Here is a 25,697-nt window from a genome sequence, read left to right on the forward strand (position 1 = left end):
CTCGATAAGCCATCCTTATGGAGCTCTAGGAAGAAAGTATGCATTTTAGTGTCATTACTCGCGTCATTGGTTTATTGGTAATGGTCTTCAGTATCTCGCTGATTCCACCCATTATTGTCTCTCTAATTTACAATGACGGGGCGCTCGATGCATTTCTCTATGCATTATTAGTAAATTTATTAGGCGGCTTTCTCCTTTGGTTTCCTGTTAGAAACGCACGTGGAGAACTGAAAATTCGTGACGGATTCTTAGTAACCGTTCTCTTCTGGACGGTACTTGGCCTTTTTGGTTCAGTGCCTTTTTTCCTATCTGAAAACCCAGACCTTTCTTTTACTGACTCTTTGTTTGAATCCATGTCAGGATTCACAACAACAGGGGCGACCATTCTTACTGGGATTGATGACTTACCGAAATCCATCTTATTTTATCGCCAGTGGATTACCTGGTTAGGCGGTATGGGTATTATCGTTTTAGCCGTGGCTATCATGCCGATGTTAGGTATCGGTGGAATGCAGCTTTATCGAGCAGAAACACCCGGGCCAGTAAAAGACACCAAACTCACACCCCGTATTGCCGAAACAGCAAAAGCCCTTTGGTACATTTATGCGACATTAACCAGTGTGTGTGCTTTAGGTTATTGGATAGCAGGAATGAGTTTGTTCGATGCGATTTGTCATAGCTTTTCGACGGTTGCAATTGGTGGTTTTTCAACCCACGATGAAAGTATTGGTTACTTCAATAGCGTAGCAATTGAATTGATATGTGTCTTCTTTATGATTGTTTCCGCTTTCAACTTTGCCTTGCATTTCTTTGCTTGGAGACATAAAAGCATTTGGCATTATTTTAAAGATCCAGAAGCCCGTTTCTTTCTATTGATCTTATCTAGCACGGTTATTTTATCTACTTTAGTTTTAGCGATGACGTCAACTTTCGATTGGAGTACTTCTCTACGTTATGCCGTATTCGAAGGTGTTTCGATTGCGACGACATCTGGTTTTAGTACATCAGACTTTTCAAACTGGCCACACTTTTTACCTTTCCTATTGATTGTTACATCCTTTGTTGGCGGTTGCGCAAGCTCAACCGGCGGCGGTATGAAGGTCATTCGTATTCTATTGATTCTCAAGCAAGGCATACGAGAAATTCAACGTTTAATTCATCCTAATGCCGTTATTCCTGTAAAAGTGGGCGGCAAAGCTATTCAAGAAAGAGTGGTCTCTGCTGTGTGGGGGTTCTTCTCAGCTTACTTGTTGGTCTATATAACACTAATGATTGGTTTAATGGCTACAGGATTAGATCAGGTTACAGCTTGGTCTGCTGTTGCTGCAACACTAAACAACCTTGGTCCAGGCTTGGGTGACGTTTCTTCAAGTTTTGCTAGTGTTGGTGACTCTGCCAAATGGATGCTGTGTTTCTCTATGTTGTTAGGTCGTCTAGAGGTATTTACACTTTTAGTTCTATTTACACCAATGTTCTGGCAAAGATAACCCCAGAAAAGTACTGGAGAAAGGAAGCTGGTAAATGACGCCCGCAATCAATCAATTAAAAAAGCAAAAAATTTCATTCAGCATTCATGAATACGAACACGACCGTCACTGCATCAATTTTGGTGAAGAGGCGGCACAAAAACTCGGCTTAGACCCAGCAAGTGTTTTTAAAACCTTATTAGTCAGTGACGATAAACAATTCTTTGTGGCTATCGTTCCCGTCACAGGCACTTTAAATTTAAAGCGCGCAGCCAATGCTTTCAATGTTAAAAAGCTGCGTATGGCTGATGTTAAAGAAGCGGAGCGCTTAACAGGCTATTTGGTAGGAGGTATCAGTCCTATAGGACAAAAGAAAAGGCTTATCACTTGCATAGACCAAAGCGCGAAAGACATCAAAAAAATCTATGTTAGTGGTGGGCAACGAGGTTTAGATATTGGTTTATCTCCGCATGATCTTAGCCTTGTTTGTCGTGACTCGACCTTCTCTGACATTGGTGAGTATTAATATCTAAAGAAACTCACTTTATCCATTGATTTATCTGCTAAGGCAATTTCAAATGGCACAAATAAAACCCATTATTCTGTTAGACCGAGACGGCGTTATCAACCAAGATTCAGATCAATACGTTAAGTCAGTCGAGGAATGGCTACCATTGCCCGGCAGCATAAAATCAATTGCAGCCTTATCAAAAGCGGGCTTTAGAGTATTTGTTGTTACCAATCAATCAGGTATTGCCCGTGGTTATTATGACGAAATAACACTACAAGCAATGCACGATAAAATGGTCAGCTTAGTTGAAGCAGAGGGTGGTAGTATTTCAGGAATACAATATTGCCCCCATGGCCCAGACGACAATTGCGCTTGCCGTAAACCAAAGAGTGGGATGATTGAAGCGATTGAAACTCAACTTGGTTTATCTTTTCAAGAACACCCAGCCATTATGGTTGGAGACTCTATGAGAGACCTTCAGGCTGGCGAAGCCCGAGGATGTGCGCCAGTATTAGTATTAACGGGGAAAGGCCGTGAGACTCAATATAAGAAAATAGATTTCCCGTTTACCGTTTATACAGATTTATCAGCATTTTGTATTGCGACCTTATTCAAATACTCATAAATCGAGACTTATAAGTATTTGCATAAGAACATAAAAAGTTTGTAAGTATTTACTACCTATGTATCTACTTAAAAGCCATTCAAATTTACAGATGACCTTATTGCACAAGCATCAAAAGTTAATCTTTATTGGAATGATAAAAGTTCGCTGCTTTTGCTCGGTTTCCACAGCGCTCCATGCTGCACCATCTGCGTTTTCTCGAACGGGATGTGTCCAAAAATAGCAGGATGCATTTCTCGTTCGAGCAAGATTTGATTTGTTGGCTTTGTGGCGACGTTAATAATTCAGCCGCTTCTTTGGCTATTTTCCCAAGCAATTGCTCAAGCGTCAGCGTCTGATATAAAGGCTGTAAAGTAACTTCTTCACCAATCGTCAGTAATTGCTGCTGAGTGGGTGCATGACACAAATGCTTATTCACAACGTCTATCGCTTCCTTAGAAAGCGCTTGTTGATCAATCCGATTTGTCATCAGCGTTTTTATCGCATCTCTTAGTAACCAAACAGCGTCCATTCCTGAATCGTCATTACTGGTTTCTAATTCAATTCCCATTTCTGTGGCCCATTGGCACAGGTCATCATAACAAGAGAGCAGATTAACGGCTTCTCCATGGTATTCAAACTGAGTATTTATCAGGTCCATAGCGAGATGGTTGCCCACATGGATAAAGGATCTTTTATGATTTTTCATGATAACCATTATAAAACACCTTTACAGGTTATAAAAGGGAACATAATATAACCTCTAAAATGTAACTATAACGGTTATATTTTACTCTAATGAATAAGGAACAAACAATGACTCATACTCAAGGTATACACCATCTAGGTCTTACGGTTTCTGATGTAAAAGCAGCAAGTACATTTTTCATAGAAGCATTAGGCTTTAAACAAGTAAAAGAAGTGCCCGCTTATCCCGCTATTTTTGTGAGCGATGGCACCATCATGCTGACACTTTGGCAAGCAGAAGACCCTACAACAGCAACTCCATTCGATCGTAAAGCCAATCTTGGTTTACACCATTTTGCATTGCGTGTTGCAGAGACAACAGTATTAGCAGAACTCCACGAAAAGCTGGTAGCACGCGATGATGTAACCATTGAATTCACACCAGAAGCATTAGGTGACAGTGGAATAGAGCACATGATGTGTCGTATTCCTGGCAACATCCGCCTTGAGTTAATTAAGCTTTAAAGGAAGGTTTTATGACACTCCCCAATACTAATATCAATACCAATCTTAATACTACGCCTTCAGCTTTCCACAAAGGCGAAATTCAGGCACAGAAACATGTCGGTATGCATAAAGAGATGGCCCATTGGGGAGCCAAAGCGATTCGTCCTTTTTTCATAGAACAACATCGACTTTTTTTCAGTGAATTGCCTTTTGCTGTAATTTCAGCCACAGATTCACAAGGCAAACCTTGGGTGACGTTATTAACGGGTAAACAAGGTTTTATGCATTTCCCAGATGATAAAACACTGCACTTTACCACTCAGCCAATACAAGGTGACGCGCTTGAAGAAGCTTTTATTGAAGGTGCCAATGTCGGGCTAATCGGCATTGAACTAAGTAACCGACGCCGCAACAGAGCAACAGGTTCGATAGCGAGTAAAAACGAACAAGGCATCACTTTCAAAGTGTCCCAATCCTTTGGAAATTGCCCTCAATATATTTCGGAACGTGTCTGGGAATATACCGAAACCAACACGAAGGATATGAGCTCAACACGTCACGCTTCACTAACACCCTCTATGCAAGAATGGATTTCAAACGCAGATACTTTGTTTATTGGCAGTGGTTACAAGGAAGAAGGAGAGCATAGGTCAAACGGTATGGATGCTTCTCATCGAGGTGGTTCGCCCGGTTTTATGAAGGTTATAAATGAACGACAACTGGTACTTCCCGATTATTCTGGCAATAATTTTTTCAACACCATAGGCAATTTAATACTCAACCCTTTGGTGGGTTTGCTGTTTCTGGACTTTGAAAAAGGCAATATGCTGCAAATAACGGGGCGGGTAGACATTGATTGGGACTCAGACAAGATTCAAGAACACCCAGGCGCACATCGACTGTTAAACATTGAGATAGATGAAATCGTTGAGTTAAAGGCTGTATTGCCTTTGCGTTGGAGTTCGCCCAATAGCATCAAAGGTGGATTGCGAGTTACCAAAAAAACAATCGAGAGTAGTTCTGTTACTTCATTCGAGTTAGCTTTAGCAGAACCAATGAGTGCAGAAACGCTTCCTCGCTTCTATGCTGGCCAACATTTGCCAATACAATTGCCTCTATTAGAAGACAAGCCACCTATTGAACGTACTTACTCACTTTCAAACTCACCCATGGATGATTATTATCGAATCAGTGTGAAGCGAGAAGACAAAGGTGTAGGTTCACAGCATCTACATGACGAGATTCAAGTAGGCGATGTACTTCAAGCCAAAAAACCAAGTGGCGATTTCACCCTAAAATACGCAACAAGACCCATCGTTTTGATCAGCGGCGGCATTGGTGTCACACCATTAGTCAGCATGCTGCACTCCCTTACTAAAACGCAAAAATCATTACCCGTGCATTTTATTTATGGCGCTCGTAATAGCGACCACGCGCCGTTATTGAACGAAATCAAAACACTTCAGAAACAACATGAAGCGCTTCACCTTGACGTTGTTTTTAGCCAGCCAAACGCACATGACGTCATTGGAGAAGATTACAACAGGAAAGGGCGCATAAATGGCGGACTTATCCAACAACATGTACCAGACCTGAATGCGGACTTTTACCTTTGTGGACCAACAAGCTTTCTCAATAGTTTAACCTCTGAACTTGAAGCTCTGGGTGTAAAACGCGCTGTCATCTACTATGAAAGCTTCTAGAAAGGTTGTTTTATACACTATGAAGAAAAGAACTCGGCTACCAACCGAAAACACCTCACGACACCTTGGCTGAAACCTTTAAATACTTAGAGAGTCGTTGAGTTCTGAGTACATGGAAAACCAAAGGCAGCACATCATTTCGACACTGGCGCGAACCCTCCATGATGCACAGTCTCTAGATTTCTATTATTTCAAGCACAAAAAAAGCAGTTAGAGCATACACTCTAACCGCTTTTTTATTAACTCAACTTAAGCGATCAAACGTCTAGGTTGGCTACGTTCAAGGCGTTGTCTTGAATGAAGTTACGACGAGGTTCTACTTCGTCACCCATCAAGGTTGTGAACATTTGGTCTGCAGCTACAGCATCATCGATGGTGACGCGCAACATACGACGTGCTTCAGGGTCCATTGTGGTTTCCCAAAGCTGCTCAGGATTCATCTCACCCAGTCCTTTGTAGCGCTGTGTTGTCATACCACGGTTGGCTTCTTTCATCAGCCAAGTTTTCATCTCACTGATTGTTGTAACTTCTTCACGACGCTCGCCACGTTGAATGTAAGATTCTTCACCGAATAATTCAGCTACGATTTCTGCCATAGCAACAATGCGTTTGTACTCAGGAGAATTAAAGAAAGTACCTTCAAAACGGTAACGGTTCATTACGCCGTGAGACATAATTTCAACAACTGGTAAGAAGATATTACGCTCTTCATCTTTTTCAACAGAAAAGTCAAAACGGAAGCCAGTACGAGCATCTTGTGGCATTTGACTGCGGATCGCTTCAATCCATTCAGTAACAATGGCTTCGTTTGCTAAATCTTCTTGTGTCAGAGCTTTACAGTACAGAAGTTTACTCATGACATCTTTTGGATACACACGAGACAAACGATTAATATCTTCTTCAATGCGAATATAATCTCGCATTAATTCAGCTAGAGGCTCACCTTGAATACCTGGAGCATCTGAGTTTACGTGCATGTGAGCACCATCTAGAGCAACTTCGATTAGATGTTGATCCAATGCAGCTTCATCTTTAATGTACTGTTCTTGCTTACCACGTTTAATTTTAAATAAAGGAGGTTGTGCAATGAAGATGTGACCACGTTCGATGATTTCTGGCATTTGACGGAAGAAGAAAGTCAAAAGCAAAGTACGAATGTGCGATCCATCCACGTCGGCATCGGTCATGATGACAATGCTGTGGTAGCGAAGTTTATCTGCGTTGAATTCATCACGGCCAATACCGCAACCTAATGCAGTAATCAGAGTGCCAACTTCAACAGACGCCAACATTTTATCAAAACGGGCTTTTTCGACGTTTAGGATTTTACCTTTAAGTGGCAAGATCGCTTGAGTACGACGATCTCGACCTTGTTTTGCAGAACCACCCGCAGAGTCACCCTCCACTAGGTATATTTCAGAAAGCGCTGGGTCTTTCTCCTGACAGTCTGCCAATTTTCCTGGCAAGCCTGCAATATCTAATGCACCTTTACGACGAGTCATATCACGAGCACGACGGGCGGCTTCACGCGCTCGAGCAGCATCAATCATTTTATTAACGATAATTTTTGCTTCGCCTGGTTTCTCAAGTAAGTACTCAGAGAAGCGTTTTGCCATTTCTTGTTCTACGGCAGTTTTCACCTCAGAAGAAACAAGTTTATCTTTTGTTTGAGAAGAGAACTTAGGATCAGGAACCTTAACAGAAACAATCGCGGTTAGACCTTCGCGGCTGTCATCACCTGTTGTTGCGACTTTTTGCTTTTTCGCTAGACCTTCTTTTTCTATAAAGTTATTTAGCGTACGAGTCAAAGCACCACGGAAACCTGCTAGGTGAGTACCACCATCACGTTGTGGGATGTTGTTAGTATAACAGTAAATGTTTTCTTGGAAGCCTTCGTTCCACTGCAATGCAACTTCAACGGCAATACCGTCTTCTAGATCGTCACGTTGGCAAATAAAGTGAAAGATATCATTGATAGGCGTTTTGTTGGTGTTCAAATGTTCTACGAATGAACGTAGACCGCCATCGTAGTTAAAGAAGTCTTCTTTGCCTGTTCGTTCGTCTTTCAGTTTAATCGCAACACCAGAGTTCAAGAAGGACAATTCACGTAGGCGTTTTGCCAAAATATCATAAACAAATAAGATGTTATTAAAGGTATCGGCTGACGGTTTGAAATGAACTGTTGTGCCTGCGCCATCAGAATCACCAACAATAGCCAAAGGTGCTTGTGGTACGCCATGGGCATAATGCTGTTCGTAGACTTTACCGTTTTTACGGATTGTCAGTGTTAGGCTTTCAGATAGAGCGTTTACAACCGAAACACCCACACCGTGAAGACCACCAGACACTTTATATGAGTTATCGTCAAACTTACCACCAGCATGCAATACCGTCATGATAACTTCTGCAGCTGAAACACCTTCTTCTTCATGAATATCAACCGGAATACCACGGCCGTTATCAGAAACAGAAATAGATTCATCTGGATGGATCAGTACTGTAATGGTGTCACAGTGACCAGCCAATGCTTCATCAATGGAATTATCCACGACTTCGAATACCATGTGGTGTAAACCAGTGCCGTCGTCCGTGTCCCCAATGTACATGCCGGGACGCTTACGTACAGCATCTAGCCCTTTGAGCACCTTGATACTGGACGAATCGTAATTATTTTCACTCATTTAACTCTCCTGCAAACCATTGCTCAATAAAGACATTTCGCCGTTGTTCATAGAAAACTGGCGAACGTCTGTTGTGTCAGCCCAAGTAAAATCTGTCGTGTCAGGCTCAACACTGGTAATAAAAATTTGACTATTTAGAGACTCCAACAATCGACACAATTTCTGTCGATGGTTAGCGTCTAATTCAGCGGGCAAATCATCCACCAAAAAAACCAGCGGGCGACCCATATCAATCAGTAGTTTTCCTTGGGCAATTTTAAGCGCCGAAACCACCAGCTTGAGTTGCCCACGAGAAAGCGTATCTAGCGCATCTCCTGTGACCGTTTTTACTCGCAAATCGGCCCGTTGCGGGCCTGTATGCGTATAACCCAGCTCAATATCTCGATCACGTCCTGATTCCACTGCCATTTGTAAGCTTTTCTGTGAATCCCAACCTTGGAAAAACTGTAAATCGACCGAAAGCTCCGTTGTCAGTAACGATAATACTTCAACGAAATGCGGTATTAGCTTTTCAACATAGGCTTTTCGGGACACATTAACTTGCTCACCAAGCCGGATCAATTCCTGATCAAATGCCGCCAATAAACTGTTAGAGATTTTACCACGTCTGAGCAAGGTATTCCGCTGTTTTAATGCTTTTTGCCACCCTCGCCACGCTTGAATGAAGTCTTTATCGAAATGGAAGGCTCCCCAGTCGATAAATTGCCTCCGAATACTCGGTGAACCCTCTAATAAACGAAACGCATCAGGATTAATAAGCTGCACAGGAAGGCGTTCAGCAAGTTCAATGACGGATTGCGCTCGTTGCCCTTGAATACGTACATCAATCTGGCCATCACGATGGCGTTGTAGACCAACAGGAATTGGACTGCCTTGATCTTGATGTAGTTGAGCAAACACCAAACAATGTTCTATTTCATGTTGAATATAGGTTTTGTGTTTGTGACTACGGAAGGAGCGACCAAAAGACAAAAGATGAATGGCTTCTAATACAGAGGTTTTTCCACTGCCATTTTTCCCAACGATCACATTGACTTGAGGTGAAGGTTCAAAGCGCACACTAGAAAGGTTGCGAACATGAGAGATGTCCAAACGCACCAGTGGCATAACTATTAAACCTTAATCAGGGTAGGGAAGACCCGCTTGACCATTTCAGTTTCTAAAATATCAAGCGGGTAATATCACTATCATCTCATTAGAGACGCATCGGCATAACAACGTATTGTGCCGCATGGCTTTGCGCCTCTTCGATCAAAGCGCTGCTATTGGAGTCATTTAATGACAAACGCACTTCTTGAGAGTCAACAACACCCAATACATCCAGCAAATAGCCAACATTAAAACCAACTTCGATATTATCGCCTTGGTATTGAACCAATACAGATTCTTCAGCTTCTTCTTGTTCTGGGTTGTTGGCAAACACTTGCAACATACCATTAGAAAGAATTAAACGAACACCACGATATTTTTCATTTGATAGGATAGAAGCACGTAAGAAAACTTGGCGTAGCTCTAGGCGATCAGCAATGACAATTTTTTCGTTATTACGCGGAATAACACGGTGATAATCAGGGAACTTGCCTTCAACAAGTTTAGAAGTGAAGACATAATCCGCAACTGTCGCACGAATATGGTTTGTACCAATTGTTAGTTCAACCACTTCATCTGTGTCACTTAATAAACGGTTCAGTTCCAAGACCCCTTTACGAGGCATGATAACTTGAGTTAAATCGCCGCTTACTTGTGCATCTTCAACAGCCGTTGCTAAACGGTGTCCGTCAGTGGCAACTACACGTAGTTGACCATCAGCCACTTCTAATAACATACCATTTAGATAGTAACGGACGTCTTGGTTCGCCATGGCAAAACCAGTACGGTCGATTAAGCGACGTACACTATTTTGTGCAATCGCAACCGTTAGGTCACCTTGCATATCTTGGATGTTTGGAAACTCATCAGCAGGCAAAGTAGACAAACTGAAACGCGAACGTCCAGAACGGATAACCGCTTTTTGATCATCCAATGTGAATTCAATCACAGCACTGTCTGGTAAGCTTTTGCAAATATCCATTAGCTTACGAGCAGGCACGGTAATACGGCCTTCTTCACATTCATCTAATGGAACATGACCAATCAACTCAACTTCTAGATCAGACCCAGTCAGAGTTAATAGTTGGTCTTTAACTTCTACCAAAACATTGGCCAAGACCGGCATTGTTTGTTTGCGCTCTACAACGCCTGCCACTAGCTGAAGTGGCTTAAGAAGTGTCTCGCGGACGACTGAAAATTTCATTACTTTCCTCGTAAGCTCAAAGTCTTAGACCATCAGGTGGTCAGAATTCGCATCAATTGTTTGTAGTCTTCACGGATATCCGAATCCGTGTCTTGCAGTTCTTTAATCTTACGAATCGCATGTAAGGCTGTCGTATGGTCACGACCGCCAAATGCATCACCAATTTCTGGCAAGCTGTGATTCGTCAATTCTTTTGCTAACGACATCGCCACTTGGCGAGGACGGGCAACGGATCTGCTGCGGCGTTTAGAAAGAAGATCACTGATCTTAATTTTGTAATATTCCGCCACAATTCGTTGGATATTATCAATGTTCACTAACTTATCTTGCAAGGCCAAAAGGTCTTTTAATGATTCTCGCACAAAATCAGGCGTAATCGCTCGACCTGTGAAATGAGAGTTAGCAATCACTCGTTTTAACGCACCTTCTAATTCACGCACATTAGAACGAATTTTTTGTGCAATAAAGAATGCTGAATCATAAGACAACTTCATACCAATTTCATCTGCTTTACGCATTAAAATGGCGACTCGCGTTTCGAGCTCAGGTGGTTCAATAGCAACTGTAAGCCCCCAACCAAAACGAGATTTAAGTCGGTCTTCCAAACCTTGGATTTCTTTTGGATAACGGTCGCAAGTCAGTATCATTTGCTGACCACCTTCTAACAAGGCGTTAAAGGTATGGAAAAATTCTTCTTGGGTTCTATCTTTACCAGCAAAAAACTGAATATCGTCAATCAATAAAGCATCAACAGAACGATAATAACGTTTAAAGTCGTTGATGGCATTCAATTGCAAGGCTTTAACCATATCCGCAACAAAACGCTCAGAGTGTAAATACACCACTTTGGCATTTGGATTATGGCGCATTAACTCTGTACCAACGGCTTGCATTAAGTGAGTTTTACCCAAACCAACACCACCATATATAAAGAGTGGGTTGTAGGCGCCTCCTGGATTTTCAGCAACTTGTAAAGCCGCTGCATGAGCAAGTTGGTTCGATTTACCTTCGACAAAGTTATCAAACGTAAAAGAGTTATTTAGATTAGCACCATGATTAATACCGCCTTCTACCTGTACCTTACGTTTAGGTGCAGCTAAAGGTAGCTGCCCCTGCTCATAAGGTTCCAATTCTCCACTTAAACCTTTGCCAGTAGGGGAAAGCGTTAACGGTGCTTCAAATTCAAGCCCTGCTGGTGGTGTGCCTTCTTCATCATCCATTAAACCAAATCCTGGACGATAACCAGATTCTCTTGCCGCTTCATTATTTAAAGGGCTAGCAACTGATGCACTAGGAATAGGTGGCGGAGGCGGTGCTGATGTTGTTTGGTTCGCTTGTGCAAAATTTTGGTTATTCACCACAAGTTTTAAAGTAGGGGCAAGATCATCGCCTGCAAATTCAGACAACAGTTCTTTTATGCGCGTTTGATATTTGTTACTCACCCAATCCAACACAAATCGGTTTGGTGCACTTAGGCACAATTCTCCATTAGGCATCATTTCAGCCTGTAACGGACGAATCCAAGTGTTGAACTGAGATGTGGAAAACTCCCCCTGCAAACGCTGCAGACAAAGATCCCAATGCTCCAAAGACACTGTAGGCGTACTCCCTGGTTGAGTGACAGACAAGAAGCGGATTTTACCTTGGGTAACTGAAGTTATCCACATATAAATAGAATAAAAACGAAAGTGGCTACAATCACAAAAATGTTAATAACACGAAATGTTATACACAGCAGTAGATAAAATTATTCTTGTGTGTATAAAACAACAGGTTATACACAGCATAATTAAGAATTATTTTTACCTTACCCACAAAAAATAGAATTTATAACATTTTGATTTTTATACAGATAAATTAATAAAACAGTGACTTTGTGGATAAGACATTTTTACCTTAATTTTTTTATCCACGTTTAAGGTAGAAGTCTGTGTGTAAGTGTTTAATTGATTGTGTGGTTATTTTTTTAACAATTAAGCAATGTTAGCCATTGAATTTACTAAGGAAAGGCTCTAAAATCCGCGCCCTGATTTAACGATCAAATGTAGAGGCTTGGCGATCGCTAACCCTCAAAACTGAAACACTGCTTCAGTGAGAGAAGAACGATGAAAAGAACTTTCCAACCTAGCGTTTTAAAACGCAAACGTAACCACGGATTCCGTGCTCGTATGGCTACTAAAAGCGGACGTCAAATCGTCGCTCGTCGTCGTGCCCGCGGCCGCAAGGTATTAAGCGCATAAACACGCTTATGACCGATGATTATTGTTTTCCCCGGCATGTCAGACTTCTGAATGCCGGGGATTATCAATCAGTCTTTAACGACACCTCTTCTAAAGTCTTCGCAGGCGAATTCCTTTTATTGGCACGAAAAAGAGATGATGACCAAACTCGGTTAGGTCTTATTGTGTCCAAAAAAACGGATAAACGGGCTGTAGGACGAAATCGTATCAAACGATTGGTACGCGATTCCTTTCGCCATCATAAAATTCCGCTTTCTGGTTTAGATATTGTCTTCTTGGCTCGCCAAGGCATTAAAGAATTAGATAATGCTAATTTGCATAATCGACTCGATAAAGCATGGGACCAATTGGCGAAAAAGGCATTAAAACCCTCTCAAAATAAAAAACGCGTCACTTCTAAGTAAAAATAGGCTGAAAAAACTGCCAAAGGCTGGTTTAATAGCCCGTGATTTTTATAAGGGTTCTCTGAACCTATTGTCCAACCAAACAAATTAGTTGAATACCATGGATTTCAGACGTTACTTTTTATGGGGTGCGCTTTTTATCAGTGGCTACCTGCTGTTTTTACAGTGGAACCAAGATTATGGTTCTCAGTCCACTCAAAGTGTAGCTCAAAGCTCTCAGGAACAACCTGAGACAAACACTCAACTCAGCAATGATTTGCCTTCGGCAACTCAAAGCGTAAACGACGCCAATGCTTTAGTTCCTCAAAATGCGACTTCAATCGCACCAGGGAAACTAATTGAAGTAACCACAGATACTTTGCGTGTTGCTATCAACCCAGTTGGCGGTGACCTTGTTGAAGCGGCTCTTCTTCAATACAAGAAAGAATTAGGTAAGCCTGATTCATTTGTAATCTTGGAAGATGGCGCAGAACGCACTTATGTCACTCAAAGTGGTTTGATTGGTCAAAACGGTCCTGATGCTTCTGTTGAAGGTCGTCCTGTTTATCAATCAGAGCAAGCGTCATATACCTTAATGGATGGCGAAGACTCGCTTGATGTAAACCTTTATTACACAGATGCGAAAGGGGTGAAATACACCAAAACTTTCCGCTTCACTAAAGGTAAATATCGTATCCGTCAATTGATTACGGTAGACAATACATCATCGTCAATTTGGCGTGGTAACTTGTTTGCTCAAATCAAACGCGATAATTCAGATGATCCAAGCCAAGCAACAAGCATGGGATTGCAGCCTTATTTAGGTGGTGCTATCTCTGATGAAGAAAACAAGTACAACAAGGTTTCTTTTTCTGATATGGAAGAAGAGCCTGTTAAAAAATCGACAACTCAAGGTTGGGTAGCGGTTTTGCAACATTACTTTGTTTCTGCTTGGATTCCTGAGCAAGGTCAAAAAGTTACCTTACAAGCTCGTACTAACAACGGTTTTAATATCATTGGTTTTACAGGCTCTCCGGTTGAAATTGCACCAGGTAAACAAGGCACATTAGCATCGACTTTCTATGTTGGTCCAAAACTACAAGATCATCTTGAAGAAACTGCTGAAAATCTAGCACTTACTGTAGATTACGGCTGGTTATGGTGGTTGGCTAAACCTTTATTCTGGTTACTAACAATCATTCAATCTGTGGTTATTAACTGGGGTGTCGCTATTATCCTGATCGTAGTATGTGTGAAAGCTATCTTCTTTAAGCTTTCTGCAGCAAGCTACCGTTCTATGGCTAAAATGCGTAAATTTGGACCTGAAATTGCCAAGCTGAAAGAACAGTACGGCGATGATCGTCAGAAGATGTCACAAGAAATGATGTCTTTATATAAGAAAGAAAAAATTAACCCATTGGGTGGCTGTTTACCTATCTTGGTACAAATGCCAGTTTTCCTTTCTTTGTACTGGGTATTAATGGAATCTGTTGAATTACGTCATGCTCCATTCTTCTTATGGATTCATGATCTAGCGTCTATGGACCCTTACTTCGTACTGCCTATTTTGATGGGTGTAAGTATGTTTGGGCAACAGATGCTTAATCCAACACCTCCAGATCCAATGCAAGCTCGAATCATGAAGATCATGCCTATCGCATTTACTTTCTTCTTCTTATGGTTCCCTGCTGGTTTGGTTCTATACTGGGTATGTAACAACACCTTGTCGATTATACAGCAGTACATCATTACCAAACGTATCGAAAGAGAAGCTTAACGCTCTAAGTGTGACCTTTAATTTCGATAGAAAAAGGCTTCCCATTGGGAGGCCTTTTTTATGTTTAGATTGCCATGACTTCCTTGCTAACGGACAATGGTTAATATTCTTGTTTCATCGTACAGAGCTTAATTATGACTGATTTTCAATACGCCACAGACCAAGACACAATTGCCGCGCAAGCCACTGCTCCTGGCCGAGGTGGCGTAGGGATAATTCGTTTATCAGGGCCGAAAAGCCTCACAATTGCAAAACAAATTGTTGGTTTTGAACCAACTCCTCGTTATGCCCATTATGTGCCATTTAAAGACGCCGCGAGTGAACAGCTTGATATGGGGCTAGCCTTATATTTCCCTGGGCCAAATTCATTTACCGGTGAAGATGTCTTTGAACTTCAAGGTCATGGCGGTCCAGTTATTATGGATATGCTGTTAAGCCATTGTGTTGCACTTGGTGCACGTTTGGCTCGCCCGGGTGAATTCTCAGAGCGAGCTTTCATGAACGATAAAATGGATTTAACACAAGCGGAAGCCATTGCGGATTTGATTGATAGTACGTCAGAGCAAGCAGCAAAATGTGCGTTACGTTCTTTGCAAGGTGCGTTTTCAAAGCGTGTTGATGAATTGGTTGAAGCCTTAATTCATCTGCGTATTTATGTGGAAGCAGCAATAGATTTTCCTGAAGAAGAAATCGACTTTATTGGTGATGGGAAAGTTGCCAATGAACTTGCAGGCATTCAGGCCAAACTTCAATTAGTTCTGAAAGAAGCCAATCAAGGTGCTTTGATTCGTGAAGGTATGAATGTCGTTATAGCTGGCCGCCCAAATGCAGGTAAATCCAGCTTATTGAATGCTTTATCGGGTAAAGAATCAGCCATTGTGACTAATATTGAAGGGACAACCCGCGATGTATTACGTGAGCACATTCATCTCGATGGCATGCCCCTGCACATAATAGATACCGCCGGTTTACGCGATAGTCCAGACGAAGTAGAGCGCATTGGTATTCAGCGCGCATGGGATGAAATTAGCAAAGCAGATCGTATTTTAATGATGGTCGACAGCCAATCGATTGATTCAAAAAACCCAAGTGAAATTTGGCCTGAGTTTATGGAGAAACTCGGTAATACCAGTCATTTAACACTGGTGCGAAATAAAGTAGATTTGACCAAAGAAAGTACTGGTATAGAAACCGTTCAAGGCGTCTCTGTGGTCTCTCTGTCAGCGAAGACAGGAGAGGGTGTTTCTGATCTGACTGAGCACTTAAAAGCCGTTATGGGATTCGACAGCACCACAGAAGGTGGTTTTATTGCACGTCGTCGACACATAGAAGCGCTTAATAAAGCGAAGCGATTCTTAGATGCGGGTGATGAACAATTACATGGCTACGGTGCGGGGGAGTTGCTCGCGGAAGATTTAAAAGAAGCGCAACAAGCTCTCAGTGAAATCACCGGTGCATTCACCAGTGACGACTTGCTTGGCCGTATCTTTGGTTCATTCTGTATCGGGAAATAATTTGGAAAACCTCAGTTAATACGCATTAACTGAGGTTTTGCCCTAGTTTAAGCATGGATGCAATATTTCGTGATGAGTTAATCAAGTTCTCTTCAGCATGGGCCAACACATTATCTAGACTGTCTAAAGCTGGAATAATGGGGAAAATAGCTAACATTCCATGGCTTAAAATCACATCAGCGTCTTCACCTAAACTACCAGCGATACCAATAGTCGCCACGTTTTTCAGGTTGGCTTGTTTTAGAACGCCCATTGGAGTTTTGCCAAAGACAGTTTGACCATCGATTCGTCCTTCACCTGTAATAACTAAGTCTGCGCTCTCTAATTTATCTGCAAGACCAACGGTTTCCATAACAATCTCGATACCAGGCTTAAGCTGCGCATTAAGAAAAGCTTTTACACCCAACCCCATTCCGCCAGCCGCACCAGCACCAGGCTCTAAACGATGGTCTTCAAAGCCAGATTCCGCGATAACATCAGCAAAATATTCCAAAGTATTATCTAACAAAGCAACTATTTCTGGCGTAGCGCCTTTTTGAGGGCCAAAAATAGCAGACGCGCCACGCTCGCCACACAATGGATTATCTACATCACAAGCCACATCAATCTGACATTGTGAAAGCAGTGGGTGAACTTGAGAAGCATCAATCGTTTTTAATTGCGCTAACACCTCTCCACCAAAAGCGAGCTCTTGCCCTTTATCATCTTTAAATTGAATACCAAGAGCTTGCGCGAGTCCTGCACCAGCATCATTCGTTGCACTACCACCGAGCCCCAAAACAATGTGTTTTATACCTCGATCTAAGGCGTCTTTGATCAGTTCACCCGTACCAAAACTGGTGGTGTAAAGAGGGTTTCTTTGTTCTCTTGGCACCAAGTGTAGACCTGATGCGGAAGCCATTTCTATCACTGCCGTTGCTTCTAATTTACCTTCTTTAGCACCCAAAATACCGTATTGCGCCATAACTTTGTTACCCAATGGCCCAGTAACTTCAAGATCAACAAAATGACCCTGAGTCGCATCAACCATAGATTGAACGGTTCCTTCACCGCCGTCAGCCATAGGAACTTTAATATATTCTCCATCCGGGAAAATATGGCGAAAACCGATTTCAATTGCCTTAGCAACTTCTAAAGCGGTTAGGCTTTCTTTAAAAGAGTCTGGCGCAATAATAATTTTCATATTCATCCTTTTCTCGGTAATTAAAGAGAAGAAGCCAAGCGTTTTATTGACTCTTAACCTTTACTAAAACTCGGCCACGTATTTTACCATCAAGCAATTTATAGGCCGTTTCTACGACACCATCCAATCCTATCTCTGTACTAATAGCATCATAATCTTGTGGGGTCAGTAACTCGCTTAATCTTTGCCATGCTTCGATGCGGTCAGCTTTTGGACGCATAACACTGTCTATACCGATTAAACGCACGCCTCGAAGAATAAAAGGTGCAACAGAAGCAGGGAAATCCATTCCCTGTGCAAGTCCGCAAGAGGTGACAACACCACCATATTTCGTGCTAGCACAAGCATTAGCAAGGGTATGACTACCAACACAATCAATAACCCCAGCCCAACGCTCTTTTTGCAGCGGTTTACCCGGTTCAGATAAAGTCACTCGGTTGATGATTTCATTGGCTCCTAAAGACGTCAGATAGTCCGTTTGCTCCATTCGCCCAGTTGAAGCGACAACGCGATAGCCTAATTTATGTAGTAAGCGAATAGCAAAACTACCCACACCACCATTAGCACCTGTTACTAATATTTCGCCTGAATCAGATGTAACACCTTGTTTTTCAAGTGCTAAGACAGAAAGCATAGCAGTATAACCCGCTGTACCTATTGTCATAGCTTGCTTTGGATTTATACCTTTAGGTAAAGGAATCAACCAATCACTTTTTAGTTTGGCTTTTTCAGCCAATCCGCCCCAATGAGCTTCACCGACACCAAATCCATTTAACAAAACCCAATCGCCTTGATTAAAAGCAGTAGAATCACAACGATCAACCTGACCAACTAAATCAATACCAGGAACCATAGGAAAAGAGCGTACAACAGGCGCTTTACCTGTGATTGCCAAACCATCTTTATAATTTAATGTGCTGTAATGCACATCGACTAATACATCCCCTTCAGGTAGTTGATCTTCATTTATATCAACGATTTGAGCTGATTGTTGTTTGTCTTTTTGAGTTATCAATAAGCCTTTAAACATAAAAGTCTCCAATTTTAGACCGATCGTCTATTTAATTAACTAAAAAAGCTAAGTGATAACTTAGCTTCTGAAAAGAGTTACTTACCTTGCTCTTGCTTTACTGTTTGTATGAAAAAACCTAAGAAAGCAGATAACGGCTGGGTACTTTTAACTAATCGAGCACGATGAACAGCACCTTCCCAGCCAATCCAAAAAATTTGTGACATGACTTCTACAGTCTGTTCTCTGGTTACTTCTTTTTGTTTTTGACCTTCAGTTAGGCAGCTCGCTACACGGTTCTGCCAGCTGACATAAATTTCCTGTAAACGCTGACTAAAAGAATCCGACAATAAAATAGACTCTTGCTCTAAATTACCGACTAAGCACCCTCGCTTAAAATCATGGCGAATAATCCCATTTTCAGCGTCTTGAGCAAAATTTCGTAGGCGCTCCAAAGGCGTAAAAGCATCATCCAATAAAAATTTATCTAACTTGTTTTCAAAGTAGCGGCTGTATCGTTCAAGAACGGCAAGACCGAAAGCTTCTTTACTAGAAAAGTAGTGGTAAAAAGAGCCTTTAGGAACACCAACCGATCTGAGTATCGGGTCAATACTGCTACTCACAAAACCGGTTTCTGTGAGTACTTGCATGCCTGCACGCAATAAAGACTCACGAGTATCAAGTGTATCCATTGGCTGTTTTTTAGGTCGGCCACGACGAGGCTTATGGGATAAAGCGCTTATTAAATGCTTTTCATCAACGAAACTAGACAAGCTTAATGACCTATTAAAATAAAGTATGAAAAATAATTTAGACCAATCGTCTAATAAAATCAAATTTAGATTTATTTTTTATAAAACTGTGTAGGAAAAATTGAATTTTTTCTTTTTAGAACAAAGGCTAAGCTAATCATAAGAATACCAACAACAAAGTGATCTTTTTTGATCTAAACTGCGTTACACGTATTACATACTCAATCATTGGAGTGAACATTATGAGTCAAGCAAAAGCTTATGCTGCAAAATCAGCAACAACACCTTTAGAACCATTTTCATTTGAACGTCGTGCACTTCGTGAAAACGACGTTAGTATCGATATCCTTTATTGTGGCGTTTGTCATTCTGATATTCATGTTGCAGAGAGTGATTGGGGACCGAGTGAATATCCAGTCGTACCTGGCCATGAAATTGTTGGTCGAATCACCGCTATTGGTAACAAGGTAAGTAAGTATAAAGTCGGTGATTTGGTTGGCGTTGGCTGCATGGTTGATTCTTGTCAAACCTGTTCATCATGCCAGCAAGACTTAGAACAGTATTGTGAAAGCGGTATGTTAGGCACCTATGGTGCTCGTGACTTAATTGATGGCTCTTTAAATTATGGTGGTTATTCTGATCATATTATTGTCCGTGAAGAGTTCGTATTGTCTATTCCAGAAACATTGGATGCTAGTAAAGCGGCGCCATTATTATGTGCAGGTATAACCACATATTCACCTCTTCGTCATCACGGCGTTAAAGCAGGTGATAAAGTCGGCGTTTTAGGTATGGGCGGTTTAGGCCATATGGGGGTGAAATTCGCTAAAGCATTGGGCGCTGAAGTAACTATTTTTACGCGTTCTGAAAGTAAAATAGCAGAGGCCAAAAAACAAGGTGCAGATCATGTCATTGTTTCAACTGATGCTGATCAAATGAAAGCCGCAGCTATGACCTTTGATTATTTATTAGATACGATACCTGTTCAACATGATTTAAACCCATATTTGAACACCTTAAAAGTTGATGGAACTCACATTTTAGTCGGGTTAATTGAGCCAATAGAACCTGCACTTCATTCTGCAAGCTTAGTATTGAAGCGTCGTGTTCTAACTGGATCTTTAATTGGTGGTATTGCAGAGACACAAGAGGTTTTGAACTTCTGTGCAGAACACAATATAGAATGTGATGCTGAAATGATTAATATCCAAGATATAAACCAAGCTTACCAACGCATGAAACAAGGTGATGTAAAATATCGCTTCATCATTGACATGAAAAGCCTAAAAAATAGTTAAACCTGTTTTTTAAAGCCGTCTATAAAGACTCTAATCTTCTGTTCAGTCAGCAAAAGATTAGAGTCTTTTTTATTAGACAAGATATCCATTTTATGATTTTTCTCGCTAATTTATAAAAATAAATCAGACGAGCTCAAAGTTACTCACAATTTTTTTTATAGGAAATCATCTTTCTTTTTTCACAATATTAAAAAACTTATATAAATCAACCATTCCACAATTTAGACCACTGTCTTAAAGTCGATTATATTTACTTAAATATTTTTTTTCATTTTTTTACTTGTGGATTAAAAGTTCATACAAGCCCTCCTGAAAGCCAATAAAAAACAAAAAAAATACTTTTAAAACAATAAGTTAATATTTTTTTAAAATCAAAAACCACCTGTTGATAAGTACGGTGATAGATTGATAGGAAGTTTTGCACAGTTTTTAACAACTTAGAGGTAAAGTTCAGACAGTGTATAAGTGGTAGTTTTATACACAGGTTTAGGTTATCCACAACACAGGAAGAAAGGGGGTAATTAACATGATGTTATCGATGTAATCACCTGATATATATGAATAAATTTAACTTATATACAGATTTTCTCTTGCTATATAAACATAACAAACATAAAAGATCTTATATACTTACTTATATATATTAATATTGATGACCGGGTAAGCTGAATCCGATCGCTTTCTTTTTCGAAATTTGCCTATATACTAAGCGGCCTAATCAAGCGTTGATCGTTTTTTATTCATTTTTCCTGTTTATTAAGTAATACCGAGGTTCCTGTGGATTTCCCAAGTCGTTTTGATGTAATTGTGGTTGGTGGCGGACATGCTGGTACAGAAGCGGCTTTAGCTGCAGCTCGCATGGGTGTCAAAACATTATTACTTTCTCACAACATTGAAACTTTAGGACAAATGTCCTGTAACCCAGCCATTGGTGGTATAGGAAAATCCCATCTTGTAAAAGAAATTGATGCTTTGGATGGTGCTATGGGTTTAGCAACAGATCAGGCAGGAATTCAATTTCGAACCTTAAACTCTAGAAAAGGGCCTGCTGTTAGAGCAACTCGTGCTCAAGCTGACCGTATTTTATATAAAGCAGCTATTCGTCATAAACTAGAAAACCAAGAAAATTTATGGCTTTTTCAACAATCTGCTGAAGATCTTATTGTTGAAGAGGGTACTGCTCGAGGTGTTATTACACAAACAGGTATACGTTTTAACAGTAAAACGGTTGTATTGACGGCCGGTACTTTTTTAGGTGGAGTTATACACATTGGCTTGCAAAATCATTCTGGCGGCCGAGCTGGTGACCCTCCATCCATTGGTTTAGCTGAAAAGCTTCGAGCATTGCCATTTCGAGTTGATCGTTTAAAAACCGGAACACCACCTCGAATTGATGCACGTTCGGTTGATTTTTCTCAGATGCAAGCACAGCCTGGAGATGATGTAACACCTGTTATGTCGTACATGGGAAATCGCGCTATGCATCCTCGTCAAATCGAGTGCTTTATTACCCACACAAATGAACGTACTCACGATATTATTCGTGCCGGTATGGATCGATCGCCTATGTATACTGGTGTGATCGAAGGCGTTGGACCTCGTTATTGTCCTTCGATTGAAGATAAAATAGTCCGTTTTGCCGATAAAAACTCACATCAGATTTTCATCGAACCTGAAGGTTTAACGACGCACGAGCTTTATCCAAACGGGATTTCGACATCTTTGCCATTTGATGTACAAATTGAATTAGTTCGTTCAATGAAAGGAATGGAAAATGCGCATATTATTCGTCCTGGTTATGCCATTGAATACGATTACTTTAACCCTCAAGATCTAAAATATTCGTTAGAAACCAAACATATGCCGGGTTTGTTCTTTGCTGGACAAATTAACGGCACCACAGGATATGAAGAAGCTGGTGCTCAAGGGTTACTTGCTGGTTTAAACGCCGCATTACTTGCTCAAGACAAAGAAGCTTGGACTCCTCGACGAGATGAAGCTTATCTTGGTGTGCTAGTTGACGATTTAATTACCATGGGAACCAAAGAACCTTATCGCATGTTTACTAGTCGTGCGGAATATAGGTTGATTCTTCGTGAAGACAATGCCGATATGCGCTTGACAGAGAAAGGCAGAGAGCTTGGATTGGTGTCCGATGAACGTTGGGCTGCTTTTTGTAAAAAACGTGAAGCTATAGAAGTTGAAACACAACGTCTTAAATCTACTTGGATTGTTCCAAATTCACCCGAGTCAGAGCTTCTTAATCCAAAATTAGAAACACCAATTACACATGAATACAGTTTATTAGATCTGCTTAAACGTCCTAATGTTGTTTATTCTGATATTGCAAACTTAAAAAATATGCCCGACGAAGCGGTTGATGAGCAAGTTTCAGAACAAGTTCAAATTGCTGTAAAGTATTCCGGTTATATTACTCGCCAAGCGGAAGATATTGAACGTTTACGTCGACAAGAAAGTACGCCATTACCTGATGATTTGGATTACAGTAATATGGAAGGTTTATCGAATGAGGTGAAACAAAAGTTGACTCAAATTCGTCCAGCCACACTTGCTGCAGCATCTAGAATTCAAGGAGTGACACCTGCTGCTGTATCCTTATTACTTATTCATTTGAAAAAACGTGCCATTGCACGAAAAAGTGCCTAATATCATCGACCGATAATTCTTTATTACTTTTTATTTATTGAAATGGATCGACTGTGACACATTTTGAAACCATTCAAAGAGGCGCCCAAAAAATGGGCGCCTCTTTATCTGATGAAACTATTCAGACACTTGTTAACTATTTGAGCATGCTTGAAAAGTGGAATAAGGCTTATAACCTGACTGCGATTCGTGATGTGGATCAGATGATCTCCTTACATTTACTTGATAGTTTGGCTACGTTGCCTTATATAACTGGTGAAAATATTATTGATGTTGGTACTGGTCCTGGATTACCTGGTATGGTGCTTGCTATATGTTATCCAGAAAAACGTTTTACTCTATTAGATAGTAATGGTAAAAAAACACGTTTTTTAACTCAGGTTAAGATGGATTTACATATAAATAATGTAATCGTCGCAAACGAAAGAGTGGAGAAACACAGTTATCAAGGTAATTATGATCATGTTATTTCACGGGCCTTTGCTTCTTTGCAAGATATGATTAATTGGACTTTACCTTTACCCAAAAAAACTGGTAATTTTTTAGCCATGAAAGGTGTGTACCCTCATGACGAAATAGCAGTACTACCAAAAGAGGTAAATGTCGTTTCAGTAGAACCTCTTAATGTGCCAAATATTCAAGCGGAGCGTCACATGGTAGTGATGACGCGTAAAGGATAAATAATGGCTAGAATCATCGCAGTTACCAATCAAAAAGGTGGTGTTGGAAAAACCACTACCTGTGTCAATTTGGCCGCATCACTTGCGGCAATGAAACGTCGAGTTTTGCTTATTGACCTCGATCCTCAAGGTAACGCTACGACAGGGAGTGGACTAATTAAAGAAGAGCTAGACACCAGTGTCTATGATGTTCTTATTGGGTCTCATGGTGTTAAAGAAGTGATGAAAAAAAGCATGCCTGGTGAATACTGGGTATTACCTGCTAATGGTGACTTAACCGGTGCAGAGGTGGCTTTATTAGATTTACCAAGTAAAGAAACACGACTTCGAGCAGGTCTTTATGAAGTAGATAATGACTTCGATTATATCCTGTTAGATTGTCCTCCATCATTAAATATGCTCACGGTAAATGCATTAGCAGCCTCCCAAGGCGTGCTTATTCCAGTGCAATGTGAATATTATGCTTTGGAAGGTTTAACAGCTTTACTGCAAACAATAGAACGTATTACTCAAGCGTTGAATCCATCACTTGAAGTCGAAGGTATTCTACGAACCATGTATGATCCTCGTCCTAGTTTGACCCACGATGTTTCTAGTCAACTTCATAAGTACTTTGGTGATAAAGTGTATGACACAGTTATACCGAGGAATATTCGTTTAGCTGAATCTCCAAGCTATGGATTACCTGTTTTACATTATGAAAAACAATCTCGTGGTGCGATTGCTTACCTTGCGTTAGCTGGCGAGTTTATCCGTAAATGTGTAGTGTAATGACTGCTTAATAAAAAATGCTTTAATACCAATTAGGGTTGATGAAATGACGATGAAAAAAAGAGGTCTAGGTCGTGGCTTAGATGCATTATTAGCACCGCAAGCTGCTGCCACAAAAGAGCAAGCTGATTCTAATAATGATCAGATAAAAGGCCTAACTTATCTACCTGTTGAATGGCTTTCCAAAGGAAAGTTTCAACCTCGTCGTGACATGAATCCTGCGCAACTAGAAGATTTAGCATCTTCTATTCGAACACAAGGTATTATGCAACCTATCGTTGTTCGCCCTAATGGTCATAATCAATATGAAATCATTGCTGGTGAGCGTCGTTGGCGTGCTGCTAAGCTTGCTGATTTAACACAAGTACCTGTTATTGTTCGCCATGTTGAAGATGCTGATGCTGTTGTATTGGCTTTAATTGAAAATATTCAACGTGAAGATCTAAACCCTGTAGAGGAGGCGCTTGCATTACAGCGTTTAATTGAAGACTTTCATCTGACTCAACAAGAGGTTGCAGATACTGTCGGTAAGTCTCGATCGACGGTTGCTAATTTATTGCGTCTATTAGGGTTAACACCAGAAGTTCGTCGTTTATTAGAACATGGTGATATTGAAATGGGTCATGCGAGAGCCCTTATACCCTTAGAGCATGACAAACAAATACAAGCCGCTTCACTAGTGGTGACTAAATCTTTATCTGTTCGTGAAACAGAAAGGCTTGTGAAAAACTTTCAAGTCGTTGACAAAGTTGAAGATAATAAACCTGCCCTGCCTGATTTAAGTGCAGAAGCTGAGCGTATCAGTCAAAAGATTAACGCAGCAGTAAAAATTCAGCCTTCTGCAAAAGGAAAAGGCAAACTCGTCATTGAGTATCGTAACCCTGAACACTTAGAACTCTTGATTAGTGAGCTTCTCGAAGGTAAATAAATAACATCGATAAGTTATTTATTTGTATTCAAGTTAGATAGCT

At 40.9% G+C, this 25,697-nt stretch carries 22 protein-coding genes; 14 read left to right on the plus strand and 8 right to left on the minus strand.

Annotated elements, in window-relative coordinates; translation table 11 throughout:
* Positions 1-38 precede the first annotated feature (38 nt).
* The 3 genes from AC0L3Y_RS05460 to gmhB are packed head-to-tail and all read left to right on the plus strand — an operon-like array spanning position 39 to position 2,602.
* A complete protein-coding gene (locus AC0L3Y_RS05460; RefSeq protein WP_473469687.1) occupies positions 39-1,487 on the plus strand; it encodes a TrkH family potassium uptake protein in 1,449 nt (482 codons plus the stop codon).
* Positions 1,488-1,521: 34 nt separating this feature from the next.
* The gene (gene ybaK / locus AC0L3Y_RS05465) at positions 1,522-1,992 is read left to right on the plus strand and encodes a Cys-tRNA(Pro) deacylase (RefSeq protein WP_473469689.1); all 471 of its coding nucleotides are present in this window, start codon (positions 1,522-1,524) and stop codon (positions 1,990-1,992) included.
* 52 nt (positions 1,993-2,044) lie between these two features.
* On the plus strand, positions 2,045-2,602 hold the full coding sequence (gene gmhB, locus AC0L3Y_RS05470; protein WP_473469691.1) for a D-glycero-beta-D-manno-heptose 1,7-bisphosphate 7-phosphatase: 558 nt from the start codon (positions 2,045-2,047) through the stop codon (positions 2,600-2,602).
* Between the two features lie 118 nt (positions 2,603-2,720).
* Here gmhB and AC0L3Y_RS05475 read toward each other — a convergent pair whose 3' ends face one another.
* The gene (locus AC0L3Y_RS05475) at positions 2,721-3,299 is read right to left on the minus strand and encodes a CGNR zinc finger domain-containing protein (protein WP_473469694.1); all 579 of its coding nucleotides are present in this window, start codon (positions 3,297-3,299) and stop codon (positions 2,721-2,723) included.
* Between the two features lie 98 nt (positions 3,300-3,397).
* Here AC0L3Y_RS05475 and AC0L3Y_RS05480 point away from each other — a divergent pair, with 98 nt between their 5' ends.
* Complete coding sequence (locus AC0L3Y_RS05480; RefSeq protein WP_473469696.1) at positions 3,398-3,793, plus strand: VOC family protein; 396 nt, start codon at positions 3,398-3,400, stop codon at positions 3,791-3,793.
* 11 nt (positions 3,794-3,804) lie between these two features.
* Positions 3,805-5,478 (plus strand): FAD-binding oxidoreductase, encoded by a 1,674-nt coding sequence (locus tag AC0L3Y_RS05485; protein ID WP_473469698.1) that lies wholly within the window; start codon positions 3,805-3,807, stop codon positions 5,476-5,478.
* Between the two features lie 257 nt (positions 5,479-5,735).
* On the opposite strand, the gene gyrB is transcribed toward AC0L3Y_RS05485, so the two are convergent.
* From gyrB to dnaA, 4 genes are all read right to left on the minus strand, one after another.
* Positions 5,736-8,159 (minus strand): DNA topoisomerase (ATP-hydrolyzing) subunit B, encoded by a 2,424-nt coding sequence (gene gyrB / locus AC0L3Y_RS05490; RefSeq protein WP_473469701.1) that lies wholly within the window; start codon positions 8,157-8,159, stop codon positions 5,736-5,738.
* Positions 8,160-9,266, minus strand: a complete 1,107-nt coding sequence (gene recF, locus AC0L3Y_RS05495; RefSeq protein WP_473469703.1) for a DNA replication/repair protein RecF — start codon at positions 9,264-9,266, stop codon at positions 8,160-8,162.
* 88 nt (positions 9,267-9,354) lie between these two features.
* Complete coding sequence (gene dnaN / locus AC0L3Y_RS05500; protein ID WP_473469706.1) at positions 9,355-10,452, minus strand: DNA polymerase III subunit beta; 1,098 nt, start codon at positions 10,450-10,452, stop codon at positions 9,355-9,357.
* 32 nt (positions 10,453-10,484) lie between these two features.
* Positions 10,485-12,047, minus strand: coding sequence for a chromosomal replication initiator protein DnaA (gene dnaA / locus AC0L3Y_RS05505; RefSeq protein WP_473470594.1), 1,563 nt, complete (start codon positions 12,045-12,047; stop codon positions 10,485-10,487).
* A 510-nt stretch (positions 12,048-12,557) separates the two neighbouring features.
* Here dnaA and rpmH point away from each other — a divergent pair.
* From rpmH to mnmE, 4 genes are all read left to right on the plus strand, one after another.
* Entirely contained in the window at positions 12,558-12,692 is a 135-nt protein-coding gene (rpmH, locus tag AC0L3Y_RS05510) for a 50S ribosomal protein L34 (RefSeq protein WP_084035504.1), read from the plus strand.
* Positions 12,693-12,700: 8 nt separating this feature from the next.
* Positions 12,701-13,096 (plus strand): ribonuclease P protein component, encoded by a 396-nt coding sequence (rnpA, locus tag AC0L3Y_RS05515; protein ID WP_473469708.1) that lies wholly within the window; start codon positions 12,701-12,703, stop codon positions 13,094-13,096.
* A 100-nt stretch (positions 13,097-13,196) separates the two neighbouring features.
* Positions 13,197-14,852 (plus strand): membrane protein insertase YidC, encoded by a 1,656-nt coding sequence (gene yidC, locus AC0L3Y_RS05520; RefSeq protein WP_473469710.1) that lies wholly within the window; start codon positions 13,197-13,199, stop codon positions 14,850-14,852.
* Between the two features lie 134 nt (positions 14,853-14,986).
* Positions 14,987-16,366, plus strand: coding sequence for a tRNA uridine-5-carboxymethylaminomethyl(34) synthesis GTPase MnmE (gene mnmE, locus AC0L3Y_RS05525; RefSeq protein ID WP_473469712.1), 1,380 nt, complete (start codon positions 14,987-14,989; stop codon positions 16,364-16,366).
* A gap of 25 nt (positions 16,367-16,391) precedes the next feature.
* On the opposite strand, the gene AC0L3Y_RS05530 is transcribed toward mnmE, so the two are convergent.
* From AC0L3Y_RS05530 to acuR, 3 genes are all read right to left on the minus strand, one after another.
* Positions 16,392-17,549, minus strand: coding sequence for a glycerate kinase family protein (locus tag AC0L3Y_RS05530; protein WP_473469714.1), 1,158 nt, complete (start codon positions 17,547-17,549; stop codon positions 16,392-16,394).
* Positions 17,550-17,592: 43 nt separating this feature from the next.
* The gene (acuI, locus tag AC0L3Y_RS05535; RefSeq protein WP_473469716.1) at positions 17,593-18,579 is read right to left on the minus strand and encodes an acrylyl-CoA reductase (NADPH); all 987 of its coding nucleotides are present in this window, start codon (positions 18,577-18,579) and stop codon (positions 17,593-17,595) included.
* 77 nt (positions 18,580-18,656) lie between these two features.
* Entirely contained in the window at positions 18,657-19,331 is a 675-nt protein-coding gene (gene acuR / locus AC0L3Y_RS05540; protein ID WP_473469718.1) for an acrylate utilization transcriptional regulator AcuR, read from the minus strand.
* A gap of 221 nt (positions 19,332-19,552) precedes the next feature.
* Between acuR and AC0L3Y_RS05545 the strand changes: the two genes are divergently transcribed.
* The 5 genes from AC0L3Y_RS05545 (at position 19,553) to AC0L3Y_RS05565 (ending at position 25,654) form a co-directional block, all read left to right on the plus strand.
* Positions 19,553-20,608, plus strand: a complete 1,056-nt coding sequence (locus AC0L3Y_RS05545) for an NAD(P)-dependent alcohol dehydrogenase (protein ID WP_473469720.1) — start codon at positions 19,553-19,555, stop codon at positions 20,606-20,608.
* A 777-nt stretch (positions 20,609-21,385) separates the two neighbouring features.
* Entirely contained in the window at positions 21,386-23,275 is a 1,890-nt protein-coding gene (gene mnmG, locus AC0L3Y_RS05550; protein ID WP_473469722.1) for a tRNA uridine-5-carboxymethylaminomethyl(34) synthesis enzyme MnmG, read from the plus strand.
* A gap of 53 nt (positions 23,276-23,328) precedes the next feature.
* Positions 23,329-23,955: a 16S rRNA (guanine(527)-N(7))-methyltransferase RsmG gene (gene rsmG, locus AC0L3Y_RS05555; RefSeq protein WP_473469724.1), complete on the plus strand. Its 627-nt coding sequence runs from the start codon at positions 23,329-23,331 to the stop codon at positions 23,953-23,955.
* A gap of 3 nt (positions 23,956-23,958) precedes the next feature.
* Positions 23,959-24,726 carry a ParA family protein gene (locus AC0L3Y_RS05560; protein ID WP_473469726.1) on the plus strand — a complete coding sequence of 256 codons (768 nt, stop codon included), beginning with the start codon at positions 23,959-23,961 and terminating at the stop codon, positions 24,724-24,726.
* 46 nt (positions 24,727-24,772) lie between these two features.
* Positions 24,773-25,654: a ParB/RepB/Spo0J family partition protein gene (locus AC0L3Y_RS05565; RefSeq protein WP_473469728.1), complete on the plus strand. Its 882-nt coding sequence runs from the start codon at positions 24,773-24,775 to the stop codon at positions 25,652-25,654.
* The last annotated feature ends 43 nt before the right edge of the window (positions 25,655-25,697 follow it).

It is taken from the genome of Marinomonas sp. GJ51-14 (genome assembly GCF_055808695.1).